The sequence below is a fragment of the [Clostridium] innocuum genome, assembly GCA_012317185.1.
Lineage (GTDB): Bacteria > Bacillota_I > Bacilli_A > Erysipelotrichales > Erysipelotrichaceae > Clostridium_AQ > Clostridium_AQ innocuum.
The window spans coordinates 1832370-1852397 of the sequence record CP048838.1 but is presented as its reverse complement, the minus strand read 5'-3'; the positions used below and the strand labels follow the sequence as shown (position 1 = coordinate 1852397).

General features: G+C 38.4%; 18 protein-coding genes and 3 pseudogenes. 5 read left to right on the top strand and 16 right to left on the bottom strand.

Features of this window, described 5'->3' with window-relative positions:
* Positions 1-271 precede the first annotated feature (271 nt).
* Entirely contained in the window at positions 272-967 is a 696-nt protein-coding gene (locus G4D54_08865) for a DinB family protein (GenBank protein ID QJA02525.1), read from the bottom strand.
* A 342-nt stretch (positions 968-1309) separates the two neighbouring features.
* Between G4D54_08865 and G4D54_08860 the strand changes: the two genes are divergently transcribed.
* Positions 1310-1750 (top strand): DUF3788 domain-containing protein, encoded by a 441-nt coding sequence (locus G4D54_08860; GenBank protein ID QJA02524.1) that lies wholly within the window; start codon positions 1310-1312, stop codon positions 1748-1750.
* Between the two features lie 72 nt (positions 1751-1822).
* Here G4D54_08860 and G4D54_08855 read toward each other — a convergent pair whose 3' ends face one another.
* From G4D54_08855 to G4D54_08810, 10 genes are all read right to left on the bottom strand, one after another.
* Positions 1823-2674 (bottom strand): MerR family transcriptional regulator, encoded by an 852-nt coding sequence (locus G4D54_08855; protein ID QJA02523.1) that lies wholly within the window; start codon positions 2672-2674, stop codon positions 1823-1825.
* A 17-nt stretch (positions 2675-2691) separates the two neighbouring features.
* Complete coding sequence (locus G4D54_08850) at positions 2692-3432, bottom strand: ABC transporter permease (GenBank protein ID QJA02522.1); 741 nt, start codon at positions 3430-3432, stop codon at positions 2692-2694.
* Complete coding sequence (locus G4D54_08845; protein ID QJA02521.1) at positions 3429-4148, bottom strand: ABC transporter ATP-binding protein; 720 nt, start codon at positions 4146-4148, stop codon at positions 3429-3431. The genes G4D54_08850 and G4D54_08845 overlap by 4 nt, the downstream gene beginning before the upstream one ends.
* Positions 4149-4327: 179 nt before the next feature.
* Entirely contained in the window at positions 4328-4720 is a 393-nt protein-coding gene (locus G4D54_08840) for a hypothetical protein (protein QJA02520.1), read from the bottom strand.
* 64 nt (positions 4721-4784) lie between these two features.
* Positions 4785-5423 (bottom strand): ABC-2 transporter permease, encoded by a 639-nt coding sequence (locus G4D54_08835; GenBank protein QJA02519.1) that lies wholly within the window; start codon positions 5421-5423, stop codon positions 4785-4787.
* Complete coding sequence (locus tag G4D54_08830; GenBank protein ID QJA02518.1) at positions 5420-6277, bottom strand: ABC transporter ATP-binding protein; 858 nt, start codon at positions 6275-6277, stop codon at positions 5420-5422. The genes G4D54_08835 and G4D54_08830 overlap by 4 nt, the downstream gene beginning before the upstream one ends.
* 15 nt (positions 6278-6292) lie before the next feature.
* Entirely contained in the window at positions 6293-6667 is a 375-nt protein-coding gene (locus tag G4D54_08825) for a GntR family transcriptional regulator (GenBank protein QJA02517.1), read from the bottom strand.
* A 369-nt stretch (positions 6668-7036) separates the two neighbouring features.
* Positions 7037-7759, bottom strand: coding sequence for a DUF5131 family protein (locus G4D54_08820; protein ID QJA02516.1), 723 nt, complete (start codon positions 7757-7759; stop codon positions 7037-7039).
* A gap of 142 nt (positions 7760-7901) precedes the next feature.
* Complete coding sequence (locus G4D54_08815) at positions 7902-8306, bottom strand: glyoxalase/bleomycin resistance/dioxygenase family protein (protein QJA02515.1); 405 nt, start codon at positions 8304-8306, stop codon at positions 7902-7904.
* A gap of 519 nt (positions 8307-8825) precedes the next feature.
* Entirely contained in the window at positions 8826-9167 is a 342-nt protein-coding gene (locus tag G4D54_08810) for a hypothetical protein (protein ID QJA02514.1), read from the bottom strand.
* A 708-nt stretch (positions 9168-9875) separates the two neighbouring features.
* On the opposite strand from G4D54_08810, the pseudogene G4D54_08805 reads away from it, so the two are divergent.
* Positions 9876-10789, top strand: a pseudogene (locus G4D54_08805) (site-specific integrase).
* On the opposite strand, the pseudogene G4D54_08800 reads toward G4D54_08805, so the two are convergent.
* From G4D54_08800 to G4D54_08780, 5 genes and pseudogenes are all read right to left on the bottom strand, one after another.
* Positions 10786-11302 (bottom strand): annotated as a pseudogene (locus G4D54_08800) (restriction endonuclease subunit S). The pseudogenes G4D54_08805 and G4D54_08800 overlap by 4 nt on opposite strands.
* A 62-nt stretch (positions 11303-11364) precedes the next feature.
* A complete protein-coding gene (locus tag G4D54_08795) occupies positions 11365-12984 on the bottom strand; it encodes a type I restriction-modification system subunit M (GenBank protein QJA02513.1) in 1620 nt (539 codons plus the stop codon).
* A 20-nt stretch (positions 12985-13004) separates the two neighbouring features.
* A complete protein-coding gene (locus tag G4D54_08790; protein ID QJA02512.1) occupies positions 13005-14234 on the bottom strand; it encodes a restriction endonuclease subunit S in 1230 nt (409 codons plus the stop codon).
* Between the two features lies 1 nt (position 14235).
* Positions 14236-17307 (bottom strand): type I restriction endonuclease subunit R, encoded by a 3072-nt coding sequence (locus G4D54_08785; protein QJA02511.1) that lies wholly within the window; start codon positions 17305-17307, stop codon positions 14236-14238.
* A gap of 4 nt (positions 17308-17311) precedes the next feature.
* A complete protein-coding gene (locus G4D54_08780; GenBank protein ID QJA02510.1) occupies positions 17312-17890 on the bottom strand; it encodes a restriction endonuclease subunit S in 579 nt (192 codons plus the stop codon).
* Between the two features lie 282 nt (positions 17891-18172).
* Here G4D54_08780 and G4D54_08775 point away from each other — a divergent pair.
* The 3 genes and pseudogenes from G4D54_08775 to G4D54_08765 all read left to right on the top strand — a co-directional run bounded on the left by G4D54_08775 (position 18173) and on the right by G4D54_08765 (position 19980).
* Positions 18173-18334: pseudogene (locus G4D54_08775) on the top strand (transposase).
* 253 nt (positions 18335-18587) lie between these two features.
* Complete coding sequence (locus G4D54_08770) at positions 18588-19274, top strand: transposase (protein QJA02509.1); 687 nt, start codon at positions 18588-18590, stop codon at positions 19272-19274.
* A 358-nt stretch (positions 19275-19632) separates the two neighbouring features.
* Positions 19633-19980, top strand: coding sequence for a TnpV protein (locus G4D54_08765; protein ID QJA02508.1), 348 nt, complete (start codon positions 19633-19635; stop codon positions 19978-19980).
* Positions 19981-20028 lie beyond the last annotated feature (48 nt).

The following is a 20028-nucleotide window of genomic DNA, read 5'->3' as shown; positions in this document are numbered from 1 at the left end:
CATCATCCTTCATGTAACCAGCAGCCCTGCATCATGTTGTCAATACCATAGATATTGATTACCCGGATTTTGTTTATCACAAACAGATAGCAGCTGTCCTTGACTAATTCTTACTTCAGAGTACAAAAAAATGAGAATTCAATTTCCATTGAAAAATACAACAGGCTTGAATTCTCTTATTATTTATCACCCGAAATCGAAAAACACCGTATCCTTTTGCTATCCGCTTTTTCTATGCACTCCGCTTGCCTTGTATACGGAATCAAATTCCTCAGCTGCGATACAGGTGCTTTCTGTTTCTGATTTCCAGCTTCCAGCGACAGCAGTCATTCAGATGCAGCAGCATATGACGAGTCAGCGGCATTAAAAGAATACCGGCAACATCCTTTTTTCCCCAGAATTCCAAAAGCCATAAGGAATCCGGATGCTCACTTACACCACCGCATAAACGAATCCATGCGAGGTCCTGCTGTGAAACGTGACGCTTTATATCTGCAAACGTAAGCTCCTGTACAAGCTGTCTGCTCCTGCGTCCGACTGCATTTCGATATGCCAGCAGCTCTCGGATACAGACCGTCTTACTGAAATCCATGATTTCATCATCCGTCAAGGCATTACCTGTATCCTCCAGCCCTGTCTGCAATCGCTGCTTCCAATCGGGATTCCATACCTGCTCCTGCCTTGCCACCAGCATATTCATTGTCAGATCCTCAATGCGTGCGATATGCCAGATAACCCAGGCAATTGTTTCCGCTTCCCTTGTCGGCATGATTGCATACTCATATTCCTGTAAATCCTGTAAAAGAGCATCCACCTCATTGCAGGGCATTTCGGAAACCGCGGACGCATGCAATGCCGCATGAAGGGAAAGAAACAGCTCCTTCGCTGCCTCCAGCTCCTGCTCCTTTCGAATCCTATGCTGCAGCTTTTTATGCTGTTCACTTAAGCCTTCACCAAAATATTTCATCCTATGCTCCTTTCGATTCCCGGATTGCCGCTTCCTTTACAGCCTACAGCCATCATCAGAATCACAGATAATCAAGGCTCATAGCGCCTTCTCTCTATGACAGGGAATTCTGTGCCGATTTCCATAATAGCTTACTAGCACCCGTTACAATATATTGAAATATAGTGCGTCATAAATCTCTACCCCCATTATACCATGCCCATACCCTGAATAAAACCGTACATTCATCTATGTAGTCCTGCTTGCATATCCGGTACGAATCTTGTAACCTGCGCATTCTGTGACAAGACAAACGCAAGAAATCCTAGTATACTGTAAACATGAAGCACGAGGAGGTACTATATGGATATACAGCAGGACAGCACACACATCCCGCAGATTGAGGATTTTTACGCCGTCATCCATAACAAGCTGTTTGAAAAATTTCTGCAGGCAATGAAGGACATCTTTTCCTGTGAACCGCAAATGGAATTCAGCAGATGCACATGGGAATACGGATGGAATATGAAGTTCAAAAAAAGAGGCAGAAATCTTTGTACCCTGTATGCACGGGAGCAGTATTTCACCCTGCTGATCATCATCGGCAAGAAAGAAGCGCCGTATTTGGAAGCACTGCTGCCGCACCTCGGTAATGCAATGCAGGAAATCATTCAGGAAACAGCAGAAGGGAATGGACAGCGCTGGCTGATGATTGATGTGGAGGATGAAGGCAGCGTATATCAGGATATCTGGAAGCTGCTTGCCTTACGTGCATGCTGCTATGATGTTGCAGAGTCTGAATGAAAAAGAGCGCCATACAAAAAGGCATGGATTCCTAGAAAAGATTCCATGCTTTTTTGTATCCTGTTCTATGAGTTAGGTTCGCTGAATTTTGCGTACAGGAAACTGGATTTCTGTGAGCCAGTCATCCTCACTGTCCTTGTTCCAGATACCGTCAATATAGGCTTCTCTTTGATGTCCGATCATCTCGTAGCCGTTGTCCTCAATAAAGGAAACGATGGCACGATATGCCAGCGGCAGTGTACGATACGCCCCCTTATGCATGACGCATGCAGCAAGTTCAACAGCCGGCAGCTCACGAAATTTCAAATCACCGCGATCCGCTTTCATTTCAGTAACCGCCTCGCAGATTTCCGCATCCACATCCTGCTCCCGGTACTCATCATCGTAATACATGGTGAAGCAGTATTCCGGCTCCTTACATTCACAGCCTGCCTTCTCCATTTCCAGCCCCATATCCGGCATTTTATAAAACAGATCCGCATAGCTGTCGAGATGTACCCGCATAGACGCAATGGTAACCGCTGGCAGTGATTTCAGAATGACACGATATTCATCATCCAGATGTCCACCACTCAGATAGCCCTCCACACGCGCCAGCTTTTCGCCTGTTTCCGCCATGATTTTCAGCAGCTGCTGTTTTCTTTTCTTCAACAGCTGTTCCTGCGAAGCGCCATTACACACCTGCCGTATTTCCTCCAGAGAGAATCCCATATCCCGAAGAGCCAGTATCTTATGCAGCGGCAGCAGCTGATTCGAGGTATAGTAGCGATACCCGCTGTCCTCATCCACATAAGCGGGCTTCAGTAAACCGATTTCATCATAATGGCGTAGTGTTTTCACTGTTATATGGTTCATTTGTGAAAATACCCCGATCCGATACAGCTTTTCAGGTTCATCCTGATGACAGAAAAAATCTTTGTTCATAGTGGTTTCCACCTTTCTTAATCCCATTTAAATGATACAACAGAAATGATACAGCCGACAACTGCGAAAGCAATCAAAAGGGCGACAGATATCCATATCTCCTGACTCCACATGTTTAAAGAAGCCGCCTTTAACAGCTTGATACCATGTGTCAGCGGCAGGACATTGCATACCTTTTGCACAGTGTCCGGAAACAGCTCGAAGGGGATGGTTGCACCCGATAAGAACAGCATGGGAAAATAAACGAAGGTTGTGACGACGTTCGCGATTTTCACCGTCTTGCACAAGCTGGCCAGAATCATGCCGATGCTGTACATGGATAGCATGACAAGCAGAAATGCACCGATGAACAGAATCGGATTCCCTTCCATACGGTATCCAAAGCCAAAAATTGCCAGCAGAGAAACCAATGCAGCTGAGAAGAATGACGTCAGCATACCGATCACCACCTGAACCGACAGAATCATAAACGGGCGAATCGGTGTCGCAAAGAAATGCTTCAGGATTTTCTTATCACGGTAATCGGCAATCGTGAGAGGCAGTCCCATAAAGGCTGTCGCACAGATGCCGACCGTCAGCAGCGACGCAAATGCACTCTGTAAAAAGGAATAGTCAGCACCTCCTGCGGATTGTGAACCGGCTACGACCGCAATCAGAAGCAGTACACCGACCGGCATACCGATTCCGAAAATGATGCCGTCCGGACAGCGCAGACTCAGCTTCCCTTCCACCTTTAAAAATGTCAGAAATCGTTTCATATGCTCATTTCCTCCTCACTGTACCATAGATATGCCTCTTCCAGATTTTCATAGGGACTGTTTCCGATAAGCTCTTCAACACTTCCCTCACACAGCTTTCTGCCATGCTTCAGTATGAGAATACGGTCACACAAATTCTCAGCCTCCTCCATATAATGCGTCGTCAGAAAAATCGTCATTCCCTTTTGCTTCAGTGATTTCAGAATATGCCATACCTCGCGGCGGGCGGCTACATCCAGACCGGTCGTCAGCTCATCCAGAAAAATCACCTGCGGATTTGGAATCAGTGCCACGACTACGGAAAGCTTTTGCCGCTCACCTCCCGACAGCTGTTCCACCTTCTGATTGGTGAATGCTTCCAGCTGAAACTGCTTTAAAAGCGCATGATAGTCCGCAGGCTCATGGTAAAGTGCCGCGGTTTCTTCGCATACCTCACAAACGCGAATATTGTTTGCGTGTGCCTCATGCTGCAGCTGGACTCCGACATGCTCAAACAATGTTTTTCTGTGTTTGGCTGCATCCTGTCCCAAAATACGGGCACTGCCGCTATCCGGCTTTGTAAGTCCCAGTATACAGTCAATCGTTGTACTCTTACCGGCACCGTTATGTCCCAGCAGTCCGAACACCTCTCCTTTGTCAACGGAGAAGCTGAGTCTGTCTACGACTGCTCTTCCGTTATATGTTTTCGTTATATTTGAAACCTCAATGCTTTTCATATTCATTCCTCCTCGTAATCAGCTTACATGCTCCTGTAGGGGGAGAGTCAACAGGTTTTGACAGGAATTTTTTCCTGCAGAAAAAAAAACAAAAAACACATATGGCTGCAAAGGATTCCTACACTCGAATTCCTCTTTTCGCTTTATGTGCTTCGTTATATAATAGGTGTATGTCTGTTTTAGCGAGCTTCAGCTTCCTGCTGCAGCAGCTGCTCTGCAATTTGCATTGCATGAATCATTGGCTCATAGCGATTATAATTGACCGTTTCCTTTTCATATTTGCTTTGTGCCTTTCTGCATTTTCTGATGATGGAGCGAACCGGTTCTATGGCAGAAGCTACTTCCGGAAGGGGAAATACATTTGCTTCTTCAATCGCAGCACTCATTTGCAATGCTGTCAGCTTTTCTTCGATCAGCTGCTTTGCCATACGCATGGAAAACAGCCGATTTTTCAGTAAGGTATGCTGCGAGATGCCTGCTGCGAATTTCCCTTCCATATGCTCACATTTTCTGATAATCGCCACGATTTCCTTATGCGCAGATTCCAGCTGCTCCTTCGTCATGTTCCTCATTTTCTCCTCCTGTGATTGCTTTTCCTTTTTATACGGTTACTGCTTCATTATTTACGTGCGCTTGTTACGAGGCCCGTTTTTGAATTATGATATTTGATGCTGCCCAGGAGATTGCAAACAATAACAAAGACGCCCCAAACAGAATCTGAAGAAATAGATCTGCATAATCCATCAGCTGAATACCAAACAGCATCAGCAGCTTGCTGGCAAGATATACAGCTCCAAAGGATACAAAACCGCTCATCATCATGGATACCTCCATTTTCTCGCCCTTGTTGTAATAGGTGGCAGGAATAAAGACAGCTGCAAAGCTCAATGCCAGTGCAATGCCCATTGAGAATCCCTGCCACATAGCAAACCGGGTTCCCAGAGCAGTAATTCCCATTGTAAATTGAATCACATAACCATATACAACGGTTATCAGAAAACCAATGCCCGTAAAAGCCAGATATGCGAAATAACGAGCTGCCACAACATTTCGAAAGGAAATGGGAAGAACCCGGTAATAGTCATACCATTTGTTCTGTGCATCCATCTGAATGCATCCCATAATGCTCAGTCCGAAAAAGGTTGGCAAAATCACGATTAGAATCGCTCCAAAGCCTTTCCATGTAGAAAATCCGCCAATGATGAAGACAGACAGCAGCAACGGCTTCCAGCTGGAGGCTAAATAATATAAATCCTTTCGTATCAACCCGATCATATCCGTTCTCCTTTCACATACAGCAGCATGATATCATCCAGTGTTGCACGCTCAACAATGCAATTTGGATAGTTATGTGCAGCCGCCTCGCGATCTTCGACAAGCACCGCTGTTTCATAAGGCTGTTTGCGGTAGCGAATAATATCATCCGGGTTTAGCTGTTTAAAATCTTCTTCACGGCATTTCATGATACCATATTGATAAATCAATTCATCCTTAAGAGCAGACAGTACAAGCTCTCCATTATGAACAAATGTAATGTAATCAGCCACCTTTTCCAAATCGGTAGAGATATGGGAGGATAGGAGGATAGAATGATGCTCATCCTGTACAAACTCCAAGAATACATCCAGGATTTCATCCCGCATGACGGGATCCAAACCGCTTGTTGCCTCATCAAGTATGAGAAGTCGCGGCTTGTGAGATAATGCAATAGCGATCGCTGTTTTCATTTTCATACCACGACTGAATTCTTTCATACGCTTTTTATCCGGTAATGCAAACTGTTGCTTGTATTTTTGAAAGGTTTCATGATCCCAGCTTTTATAAACATCCTGTAAAATTTTTTCCGTATGCTCCATACTGAAGCTGTCATAGAAATCACTGACATCGAAAACGATTCCGATATCTTCGCGCAGTGCCAGATTGTCTTTATTCATTTGCTGTCCAAGAACCGTAATCTCGCCGCTATCCCGCTTTACCAAATCCATAATGCAGTTGATAATGGTTGATTTGCCTGCGCCGTTTTCACCGATAAGTCCCATAATGGTTCCTTCCGGCAGTGTAAAGCTGATATTCTTCAGCTGAAAATTCTCATATGCTTTTGATACATTTTTTAGCATGAGTGCATCCATAATGATACTCCTTCCCTATTCTTCATCGTAAAACATCGTAAGCAGCTCTGTTAATGTCTCAAGCGATATCCCATTTGACCGCCCGATTTCTGCAGCTTCCTGCAGCTTTGCTTCCGCCAGACGCAGTTGTTCCTCACGAATGAATTCCTTGTTCTGTGAGGATACGAAGGTTCCGCGGCCCGCAGCACTTTCGATAAAGCCATCCCGCTGCAGGTCCTCATACGCTTTTTGTGTCGTAATAACGCTGATATGCAGATCCTTTGCCAATGCACGCATGGATGGAAGCGGATCGCCGCTTTTTAATTCTCCGCTCATAATGGCATGCTTAATCTGTGAGGTTATCTGTTCATAAATTGGTTTTGTGGTATGATTACTGATCAGTATTTGCACAAGGCCACCTCCATTGTACTTTAATGTACTTGTTGTACATATATATTATAATACACTTAACAGGATTGTCAATACAAGAGTTAGAATTTACAAGCTCCTTATAAGACTGAATAATAGATATAACAGCGTACCTGATGAATATGGATACTATTTTTCCATGTTCATCATGAGAAAGGGGCTATGTTCAACCGCTATGCATATCGGCTTACCTCACAATGTTAGATTTTTTTAGTAAAATAAAAATGAGATTGCTCTCATTTCTTTATCTTATTATAGACGGTACAAATTACGCATTTATAATTATCAGACTCAGTCAAAGAAGACTGCATAATTCTAATCGTTTATCATGGTAATATACATAGCCATCGATCATAACAATCTTCTTCCGTCTGTTATATCAATCCCGCATTGCTTCGCTCTTCCTGTCTGTTTGAATGGATTCACTCGTTCTATAATACCGTCATGTCTGAAAAGAGAGCCCGTATTTTTAAACCAGAAGGTTTTACCGGCTTCCTCGCACTGCCTGTGAAGGTCAAGCACCCACTCATAATCACATATGCGTGCCTCTCTTCCGGATTCTCCGCCCGCAGTTACATGATCAACACCATCGAGATATGGTGTTAAGTCAATCGCTTCCAGCAACGGGGCACAGGCAATAAACCGACGCTTCATGGGATAGGATAGAAATAAGGGCAGTCTGTAATCGGCTGCTTCCTGATTTTCGACGGTACATCCTATATTCACGTTCTCATATCCGCTTCCCCAGTCATCAGGCAAGGCGACAGGAAAACGATCAATTCGCTTTGTCAGAATCAAAAATTCTATATCAGTCCGCTGCTTGATCATCGCCCAGATTTCCTCACGCCAGGCATCGGCTTCCGGCAGAAAGAAATCCGTGGCAAAGCAGGTCGCAAGAATCTTGTTTCCTTTGATATTGTATTCACCCTTTGCATTCTTTCGGATCGGCCAGTCGAATTTATCCGTCTTCTGTATGGTGTTCTGACCATACCGTTTTGCATGAGGGCCGTAAAAATAGCAATTTGTACAGCCCTCGCTGATTTTATAGCACCCTGTCCATGGTTCCCAGTTCATACTGTTTCCTCACTTTCAAATATTGTTTTACTTCCTGAATTTTTCATACATACAACCAGCTTCCATAAAGACTGAAGTATTCCTGCATATATGTTTCGGTTTGCCACTTTGATTAGATTTTCTTATGTATAGCTGACATACATTACACGCTGGCATCGTTTAGTTCAAATAGATTTCCTTCCGGATCTCTGAAGTATGTACACCGCATGCCCCATGCTTCTATAAATTGCGGATCTCCAAGAAATACCACACCAGCTTCCTTTAAACGGCAGTAATCCTGATCCAGATCATCTGTAGGTATGACTGCGGTTACCGTGTCCGGCTGCTTCTCTGTATCCGGCTGCACATATCCCTGAAACATCGGCATGGCATCACCTAAAAAGATAGCAAAGCAGGGCTCCTCCTGCGGTTCTGCCGCAAAGGAAGTATAGGGACCATTCCGGTCTCCCCAAACTACATACAGTCCCAGCTTCTGTGTGTAAAAATCAAAGCATTCTCCATAATTCTTCCGTACCAGTACACGAATCGTCGTTTCCTTGAATTTCATTCTTTATATCCTCTCTTTTGCTTTTATGCTACCCCTTTATCATACTCTAAAATTTAGCGATTTCACTGTAAAAATCGGACATATTTTCTTTGTATTCCTGCGGCGTGATGCCGCAGACATTTCAGAAGTCCTTCACAAAATGAGAGACATCATAATATTGCAGTGTATCGCATACAAGCGCAGTGGATGTGCCTTCTTGATTCAGAAGCCGGATTGCTTTAATTATATGTACCAATCGGGAGAAAGCTTTTATACCAGTACCAACATACTGCTAACATCCGGTTGAGATGGCGCAGGGAGTAGCATACCTGATCTGAAACTTCCTGAGAGGGCAAGGTGCCCTCTGACTGGATGATTAACCTCATGGCAAGCATGAGTTCTTTGGAATATGGATACTGTATACTATGCAGAAGGAGGTCTTCCACATTCATTAGCAATTCATTCGCTGTACTGCTGTGACGATAGCAATAGCGCAATGTCCAATCCAACGCTGTATCGAGCCGCATGAATGGAAGGATTTTATTTTTTAAATCCTATTGTTGTATACCTGTAAAGGGGAAAAAACCGGCTGGTGAAAATACATTTACATGTATTCGCAATATCTCCTACTCTTTTTGGCTTTGTTGTCTGTCCGAACAGAAAGCTGTGCAATAAGGTTCCGTATTCAAATATTACAAGCGTCACACTGCCATGGGGCATTATCGTATATGCATTGAATATTATGGATACATTGGGAAAGGATATTGTAAAATTTGAGATATTGGCGTTTAATGATACATTGAGTAGTATATAGGCATAATCATTGCCATGCATAAGTATGCTTTCTCTCCCGATATCTGTAAGACTTTCTTTCTGTATCATACGCGTACCTCTTAGTGAAATCTTTCTTAATTATTAGATTGCTTCCAATATTTAGTAACTTTCTATTTTTTATCTTAAACTATTTACCTTCACAAATTAAATCAAAAAAATGATCTAACAATCTTTATATTATAAATTTTTAAAGCACTTTATATTATCTTATATGTATAATGTTATAGTAAACCCTTTTCTTGGGAACAGTGTAAGTTGGAACAGCTCACAGATATTGTCCGTGGAGCTTAACCAAGACCTATTCAAAATCCTAAATGGTTTGATGAAAATTCAGAAGTTGGCTGGTTACGAATTACTGATGTTACAGAACAGGATGGAAGAATTAATCACTTAGAACATAAGATTTTGAAAGCACGAGTATTGAAAGAGCCTAATTTGCCATTGAGTATTACAGCAACGGTGGGATATACTGTCATTAATTATGTTCAAACTGGGATACATGATGGATTTTTGATTTTTATGAATGTCAAATTTAACATGGAATTTATGTTTCAGTGGCTTTAAACGTTTCGTCAAAATTAGCAAAAAAATGGGCAACCTGGAAGTCAACCTGAATTCAGAATTAGTTAATAATCAAGATGTCATGTTGCCTAGTTGTGATGAGCAAGATAAAACTAGTGAATTCTATATCCAACTTGACCAAGCTATCAACCTTCAATAGTGTGAGCCAAAATATTATATAAAGGAGAAAAAATCATGTTAAATGAAATAACAAACAACAACTATTTCCACACTTACTACAAGCATTGGATCACTGTCTATAAAGAAGGAGCAATTCGTGATTTCACAATGAAGAAATATATAATGGCATTAAAGTGGATTGAACAACTTGCTCCAAATCTTAAACTTTGTGAAGTGAAATCGTACTTACCAGCAATTGCTAAACGATTATGCAGTTGAACACGAAAGTGTTACCACAATGGACTTTCATCACCAAGTCAAAGGCGCTATCATGGATGCAGTTGATAATGGTCTCATCGATCGTGACCCAACCTAACATTAAAAAAATCCTGCTCCATAAAAAGCAAATACTTAAATCAATTTGGACTTCACATACTTTTGTCAACTCTCGATTTAGCAGATCATATCAATTTAGATTGGCTAATTATACTAGTTGCAAAACCCGGCATTCGTTTTTCGGAAGCATTAGGAATAACACCAAATGACTTTGACTTCACACACCAAATTATTGTCAATCAACAAAACATGGGACTATAAGGGTGATGGAGGATTTCTTCCAACAAAAAAACCATTCTTCTGTTAGAAAAGCACAAATAGATAGGCAAACTGTTATTCAATTTTCTGAATTGATCAAAATGCTTCCAAAATATGAACCTATTTTCGTAGAAAACAAAATCTATAATTTAACCATAAACGATTTGCTTGAACGTCGTTGTAATGCTATTTATATTCCAATTATCACAATTCATGATATTAGACATACCCATGCCTCTCTATTGCTCTTTGCCGGAGTATCAATCGCAAGTGTTGCCCGCAGGCTTGGACATGCTAGCATGACCACGACTCAAAAAACTTATCTTCATATCATTCAAGAACTTGTGAATCAAGACCTCAATCTTGTTATGCGCTCACTATCGGGATTAAGTTAACTACAAAATCGGCTCAACTGTTGAAGGGTGATGGTCTTTTCTATGTTAGCAAGGAATTTACCAATCTTCAGTTGTTCTTCGTACCTTGGAATAGGAACTTCAATATCATCATTTTTGTTTTTGAGATACTGTACCTTGAAATTCCTTGTGCTAAAAAGATAATTTTATTTCTTACTCCTACCGAGCGAAGCATGAAAGCGAGATAATCTAAATCAAAATTTATATCGGGACGATAGCCAAATGTAAAATTATTTAGATAAACGTTGTTACAGTCGCATTTCCATACAGATGACATCCCAACTTCTTCAGGGGTTTCCGATGATGTTGTAAAAAAAACATCTCCTTTTTTTACTTGTTTTGCTTTGAATCAATCTCAATAGAATCGAGTTGATCAATACTTGCAACAACATTTTGAAATACATTCATATAAGTTACAAATTTTGCATCACCATATCCAAAATCATCTTTAGTTTCTCCGGATAGACCAGTGAAAGTTTTACCAAGTTCTCCCAACTTACGCTGTTCCCAAGAATAAGTTTAAGAGTGGAGATAAGCACATCTCCACTCTTGCCTTTCTATTGTTTTAACAATTCAATAAATTTACTAAGTTCTTGTTTTGATTCCTCAGAAGTACCTTCTAAATCACCTAATAAATTAAACAATTCTTTTGAAGTGGCTTCGATTTCCTTGCGGACTTCTTCTAACTCTTTAGCTACTTCTGGAAGTGGAACAACAACTTCTTCTTCAAAAGTATCTACATACCGTGGGATATTTAGATTAAAATCATTTTCTTTTATTTCATCCAAAGAAGCCACATGAGCGTATTTATCAACATCTTTACGATTTTGATAAACATTTATAATATTTTTTATATTTTCTTCTGTTAGTTTATTTTGATTTTTTCCTTTTTCAAACTCATTGGATGCGTCAATAAATAGAATATCTTTATTATTACCACGAGCCTCACGCCCTTTGAACACTAGTACGCATGTTGGAATGCTTGTTCCATAGAAGAGGTTCGCTGGTAACCCAATGACTGCATCTAGTAAATTTTCTTGTATTATATTCTTACGAATTTTCCCTTCTGATGCTCCACGGAAAAGCACACCATGCGGTAATACAATAGCCATAGCACCGGTTTTATCCAAATGATATATTCCATGAAGAATAAACGCATAGTCAGCTTTTGAGGCTGGCGCAATGCCAAATCCTTTGAATCGTGTATCTTTCTCACGATCAATATTTTGAATATCCCAATTTTGTGAATATGGAGGATTTGCAACAACAGCATCAAACTTCAACGGTGTCTGAATACCATTCTTTTCAGCAAATGGCCAATCAGCATCAAGTGTATCCGCTCTTTTTAATTCCATGTTTCTATAATTAACCCCATGCATCATTAAATTCATACGAGCTAAATTATATGTGGTTGTATTTAATTCTTGCCCATAGAATTCAACACTTCCCTCTTTCTCTCCGTTTGGCAATTCCTTTTGAACTGTAAGTAAAAGTGATCCTGATCCCATCGTCGGATCATACACACGAAATTGATCTCCTGTATCTTTTACATTTAATGTTACGATTTTTGCTAAAATTTGGCTTACTTCATGTGGTGTATAAAATTCTCCACCCTTTTTACCTGCACTAGCTGCAAATTGTCCAATTAAATATTCATATACATCACCTAAAATATCGTGTCCAGTTTCATCTTTGAAAGTAAACTCATTGATCATTAAAACAATATCATTTAAAGCTTTAGCACGTTCATTTGTACTTATTCCAAGACGTGTATCCCCTAAATTAACATCTGAGAATACATTAGCAAAATCTGCTTCAGCGACAGGATTTCGTTTAGCATTTGTATTAAAAGAATCAAACATATCTTGAAAATCACTAGCCTTAATCTTATGATTTTCAATTTTAGATACTAAATTTCCCCAAGTGTATTCTGGAATTATTGCATAACCAAGGCCACGACTAATCTCTTCAAGATATTCTTCACGTTCACTGCTATCAGTTAACGCATAAAAATCTTCTAAATGATTATCTTTCAAAAATTTATTTTGATTCTCAGACAAATAACGATAGAACATAAATGGTAAAATATAATTTTTATATTCGCTAGCATCCATCGTTCCCCGTAATTTGTTTGCCATAGCCCATAATTTTGTGGTAATTTCTGTAGTATTACTCATATTTTTTTCTCCTTTTATTTTTATACAAACATTGCTTTAAGTAGCGATTTTTTCATTATTTTCATCTGATCTAGCTTTCGCTGTTGAAGGGTGATGGTCTTTTCTATGTTAGCAAGGAACTTACCAATCTTCAGTTGTTCTTCGTACCTTGGAATAGGAACTTCAATATCCATCATTTTTGTTTTTGAGATATTATACCTTGAAATCCCTTGTGCTAAAAAGATAATTTTATTTCTTACTCCTACCGAGCGAAGCATGAAAGCGAGATAATCTAAATCAAGATTTATATTCGGACGATAGCCAAATGTAAAACTATTTAGATAAACGTTGTTACAGTCGTATTTCCATACAGACGACATCCCAACTTCTTCAGGGGTTTCTGATGATGTTGTAAAAAAAACATCTCCTTTTTTTACTTCGTTTTGCTTTGAATCAATCTCAATAGAATCAAGTTGATCAATACTTGCAACAGCATTTTGAAATACATTCATATAAGTTACAAATTTTGCATCACCATGTCCAAAATCATCTTTAGTTTTTCCTGATAGACCTGTGAAAGTTTTACCAAACTCTCCCAACTTACGCTGTTCCCAAGGATCAGTAAAACCTTTAAATCGAATTTTTGGAAATTGTTCACCAGTTTTTGGGAACATTTTTGAAAGCAAGGTTTGTTTTTGCTTTTTCATCAAATCTAACTCACGCTGTTGAAGGGTCATGATTTGGTCAATCTGCTTGAAGAATGACCCCACTTTTACTTGTTCATCTTTATCTTTTGGCAAAGTTATCAGCAGTTCTTTGACGATTGAGCTAGACAAATTTCCTTGGCCGCCTTGAAGGTAAGTTGAAATGATTGTTTCTTTTTGCTTCTTTAACCACTGAACAATCATGTAGGAATCGTCACCTTGAATTGGTCGGAGAGCAAGAATAGCTTGATTAATTGCCCCATTAATCCTTGAAATGCTCACCTCGCCACTTGTAGCACCATAAAGGGCATAAAGAATATCACCAAGCTCAACCATTTTTGCAGACGAGTTATTCAGCCCAGCATCTGTGATAAAAAGTTCGGTTGAGTCTGATGAAATTTCACCTGAACGAATGAAAGGGATTTCACCACCATAGTATTCAGATTTTCCTGCGGTTGGCGTTCCACCAGAGAAAGATTCTGTTATTGTTCCTATCTTACGCTGCTCCCAAGGGTCGGTAAATCCTTTGAACCTTATTGCAGGTACTTTTGTTATTAGTTCACTCATTTTATTCTCCCTTTTTAATTTCGTCAGCAAGAGCATAGAAAGCTCTACGGAATTCAATACGATATTTTACCCAAGATAACTGTGAAACTTCAGCTGAAGCAATTTCTTTATAATATGATCTTGCATCATTCATGATATGTGTTAACTCATTTTGCTTGTCCATATCTTCTTGACCAGGACGGTGTTTATTTATTAAGGTTTCAAGATCTTTTGGTTTAACGCTATTATCCAATCCCCATTTTCGTACAAAATTAGTTAGTAATTGTGTATTCGTATCTTTTTGATCTTTATCTATTGCTTTATTCATCATTTCAACATCACGTGGCGCTGGATAACGATCAAATTTAAATTGGCCATTAAAAATCCTAGATACGAAATTTCGCACTTTATATTTTTCTTTATCATTATCTGATTTAGCAATTTCAATATATATATCATCTCTTGTTTTTTCAGCCTTCATCATTTCATGAGCATGAACTTCATCAGCCATTTGAGCAATCAAATCAATCAAGTAATCATAATTGATAGTAACGTCATGGATATGAATCATCGAAAGATTTACTTGATATATATCAATATCGTCTCGTTTTGCGAATCTTTCTTTCAGTTCACCAGCAATCACGGTAGTTAAAATAACTTCCTCTTCTTCTGTAATACCAATGCGTTTGTAGAAATCTTTTGGGTCATCATATGCTGAAACAGGATTCTTATCATCATCTTCAGTATATTGTTTTAACTGACTAAGCAAGCGATTGTATTCTTTCAAGTTTTCAAAAACTTCATCTTGTGCATTTTCGCTGGGTGGTAATTGTATAAAGTTATTTGTTAGTTTAGAAAGTTCTCTAACCACTTTTTGTAATTCACCTTGGACTTCACTAAATGGCTTTGAAATAATACCTGCGTTCTTGTTATCTTCTTTAAGTTCATCCAGTTCAAGACTTATTTGTTCATTAGCAGAATCTCGATTTGAATATACATAAAAAGCTTTATTCATTTCAAGTTCATTTTGAATAGGCCATCGATAATTGATCACATTCCCCCAAGGTTTATCAATTAAGTTTTGCATACGGTTAGTTCGAGAATAGGCTTGGATAAGATTTCCGCCTTTTAAAGTACGGTCAATATAAAGTGTATTTAATTCAGGTGCATCAAATCCTGTTAAAAATTGATCTACAACAATCACCAAATCAAGAAATTTCCCATCATCTGCTGTTTTGTTTAATCTGCGTGCTAAATCTTCCGTATACGCTTTTACCGAAGTCATATCGTAATGCGTGCCAAATAATCCATTATATGCTTTGATAGCACGATGTAAATTTTCATTAGTTTTCAGTTGACGAGTGCTGTTTGTTGTATCTGCAGAAAAACTTACTGCTACCTTCAATTTATCATTGTCAGACTTTGTCGCATTAACTTCAGAAAATTTATCAAAATATTCCATCGCTCGAGGAGTTGATGGTTTATTGCCTCCAACATGTACCGTAAATAAAGCATTATACTTTCCATTATTCGAGCGTTTTTTCCAGTTTTCGAAAATATCTTTCACTACTAGTTCAACATGTTCTGGACTTGTATCATAAACACTTGCCTTTATATTATCATCAATATCCTCTTCTGAGGAACTTTCTGGTGCTTCGATAGTTTCTTTGAATTCCACATTAAACCCAAGGACATTCTTATCAGCAATTGCTTCTTTAATGGTATATGCATGCAGAATATCACCAAATATTTCACGAGTTTCTGGAAATTTAGGTGTTCCTGTATAGCCTACCCATCCACAATTTGGTATTGCCTTACGAATACTTTGAAGCATGCCTTCATTTTCAGCACCATCTCCTGTTGAGCGATGAGCCTCATCTACAATGAAAAGAATATTTTCATTCAAAGGTTTAAAACTAGCATGTGAAACATAACGTGACATCTTCTGAATGCTTGTTACTATAATATTTTTATCGCTTTTTTTCGTTAATTTGCTGTGTAAATCTGAAATGTTTGCAGTATCATTCACTACGCCACTTTTTCCTTCAAAACCTGCAACAGGGTCGTATGCCTGATAAGCATCTGCTGTTTGATTTGTAAGGGCAATACGATCAACCAAGAAAACAACTTTATCTACATTAGACAATCGGCTGGCAAGCCATGCGGTTTTAAAACTGGTTATGGTTTTTCCACTACCAGTTGTATGCCAAATATATCCTAGTTTCCCACTATCATATTTAAAGTCAAACTTTCTAACTTTATCAATTAAACGTTTAGTTGCGTACACTTGATATGGACGCATAACTTTGATACTTTCTTTATTTTTAGTTCCATCAAGAATCATATAGCGTGTAGCCATGTCATGAGCCATTGGTATTGAGAGAACTTTATCTGCAAATGTTTTCCATGAGCGCACAGGTTTGGCATCATCCTCGTTTTGCCAGTTGAATGCAAAAGCGCGATTAAAATTTCCAATCTCAGTATTTGCCATATAACGAATATCATGTGGTGTCATAGCAATTAAAATTTGTAAAGTTGAGAATATCCCGCTGTATTGTTTTTCAGCAATATATTGTTCCATCTGGTTTAATGATTCTGTAGTTGTATGCAACGCTTTCTTCAACTCGATTTGAATAATTGGAAGACCATTTATCAAAAGTGTTACATCAAATCGGCGATTTGGTTTACCATCGACTACTTTAGGACGTTCAATTTGATTCACAACTTGGTAAACCGTATTTCCTCCACCTACTTGTGCCTGATCAAATACAGTCAAGAATACGTGTTTACCATTGTCAAGATCTACTTCAATTTCAGAAACACCATTCACTCCATATAGAAACTGTCCAGCATGGTATGGTGAATCAATATTTGAAATAATTTTTTTGACCTGATTAAACTCAGTTGTCGTTAGTGATTCATCCATTCTAGCTCGATTATTCTGTTCTAAGATAACTTTAAAATTATCCCACAATTGATCTGTTGTTTTGATATTATCCATATACTCCCACTGCTTTACTCCACCAATTGTTGTAAGATAATTGATGACTTCTTTTTCAAAAGCCAATTCTGATACACTCTTATAGTCGCTCATACGATCACCTCTCCTTTAAATTTTCTTCAAGAACCGTACCCACAAATTTTTCTATGAGTTCTGTATACTTTGTTAACTTGCTTTGCAGTTTCAACATCTCGTTATAAGCCTTACCAATCTTCTGTTGCTCTTCCATAGAGATAATTGGAATGACAAGTTCATTTAAGGCTTTTATAGGAATTCTCATAATTAGTCCAGTCCCTTGTAACTCTCTCTCTTTTTGTCTTTTAACTCCTGAATAAGCATTAAATAAATAAATAAAATACCTTTTGTCTATTTCGCTATTTGTAAACTCAACTTTAGTAAAATTCAATGAAGGTACCTTTCCAGCGTTACTATTCCCAACAATTGTAGCTAATTGCATAGAATTACTAATTATAACATCCCCAGCAGAAAGAGAGATGCCTTCTTCAAAAGATGCAAATGGATTATTCTCCATAAACCCTTCTTCATGATTGTAGTCTCTTTCAAAAGCGGCTTGATCATAATAATCGATTTCTTTAGTACCAAACTGCTTCTCAGCACGTGTCGGGTTAATACCTGGTAAAAAATTAACAAACTCACGCATTTTTCTTTTTTCCAAAACACTTTCTCCTTTCAAAACTTTTTTGCAATATTGTTATATTTCTCGTCAGTGATATCTTATCACTGCAAATATAGTTTGTCAAATAATTATTTGAAATAAATTTATATTTCATTTCTGATTATCTTGTTAAATCCTTTTTTATATACAATAACGAATATTTATTAAAAATATATATTAAATTACTATCCTATCGAAAACACTTCTTTCAGCATAATAAAAAAACACTTTTCTTTGTATTTGAAAAGATTTTTTTCAAATTTAAAAAGTGTTTTTAAATGAAATACATCTGGTTTGTATCTTGATGGCACTAAATTTGAAGCGGATGCAAACGAAATGACCTTTGTGTGGAAGAAGGCTACAACGAAATATTGAGCCAGATGCTGGGAATAGACAATGAAATGCATTAAGAGTCTAAACCGTTATATTAAAAATGGACCTTAAATTATCAATGATTTTTTCAGTCTATCATGGAATCAGACTTGATTATCTGTTGGATGTCTGTGATTGGATCGAACGATACATGAATGGACACGGGATAGAGTTCAAACATGGTAAGGGGCAAAGAAAGCATAAAATCCAGAGATACTATGATGAATTAAAGGAATATGCACTGAAGATGTATAAATATACGCTTCATATAGATATACTTGCAGAACGCAACAGTTTCTCTAAGGCAGATTCAGATGCAACATTTATGCATATGAAATATGATTATTATAACAATACCGGTGTATTCAAACCGGGATATAATGTGCAGATGGGAGTAAGCAGCGAATTTATCCGGCATATCTATATCAGAGCAGATGCTGGATATGGCTGCTATAATAATTACGGTTATAACAGTATCCACCATATTGAGCAGTATTTGAAATATCCTGGATATGAGAAGGAAAAAGAGAAGAAAACGAAAAAGAATCAGTTCAAATACTTTCAAATGAAAGAGAATGAGAATGGTGAGATCATCTGTCCGGCAGGGCATGCTTTTACGCTGGTATCATCAAGGCTGGATCATAGAAGTATGTATCCAAAGACAAATCAGAAATATGTGAATGAGCATTGCGGAGACTGCCCTTTGAGATCGAGATGCACAAAAGCCAGGAAAGGCAGGACGCTGAACAGAAGCCGGGATATGGAAAAATATCATAAAGAGGTGCGCAAGAATCTCGAAAGCGAGGAAGGAAAGAAGATTATGATGCAGAGAAGCATCCAGGCAGAGGAAGTGTTTGCGAATCTGAAACAGGACTATGGATATACAAGATTACGCCGAAGAGGAGAAATCGGTGTAAAAGAGGAGATATATCTGGCAGCAATCAGATATAATATCAGAAAATACCATAAACACAAGCAGCGTAAAAAAGAAGAAGAATTACCAAAGGCGTGAGCAGAAGGCAATTTTATCACATAATCAGTGGAATAGTTTTTATGTACACGATAATCATTAGAATATGTGATAGCACTGAGATGAAACATGAATCTTATGAATACCTCTGCAAACACACGAAAAAAAGAGCTGTAACGTTCTGTAGCCCAATTTTCATGACGATTCGTTACAGTCCCTTTTGATTCATTTTCTTATTCCCACTCAACATCGAAGTTTAATTTCCTAGTTGTTTCATTATCTTTTCTTCATTTTATTTATCATATTTTATTCATTTCACTCATTCCACTATGTTTTCAAAATAAATAGAAGCATTTTAGAAGCACTGATTCACCTCCCAATATAGAAAGGAACTAACAATATGAAGAAAATTACATACTCAAAAGTTGGAGATTATTACTATCCAAATCTACAAGCAAACGAACAACCTTATTTATCAAAATGGGGTAGAGCAAAACTTAATTATCTAAAACAAAATGAACAAGGACTATACACTTCCCTATTGCTTAAAAATCAATTAAATGAATATCTTCAAGATATTGATTCACAAGCAAATCTAATGTATGACCATCTCATTAAACAACTTATTCTACAATACAATATAACTGAACAATTAAAGCAATCCAATCAAATGCTTTGGGTAAAACAAATGAATATGATTAATAAAATTGCAGAAGAAATTGTATTGAACGACCTCATTTATCAATAGTTATGATAGCAAGTCCTAATTAAGGGGCTTGCTACATTTTATCTTATA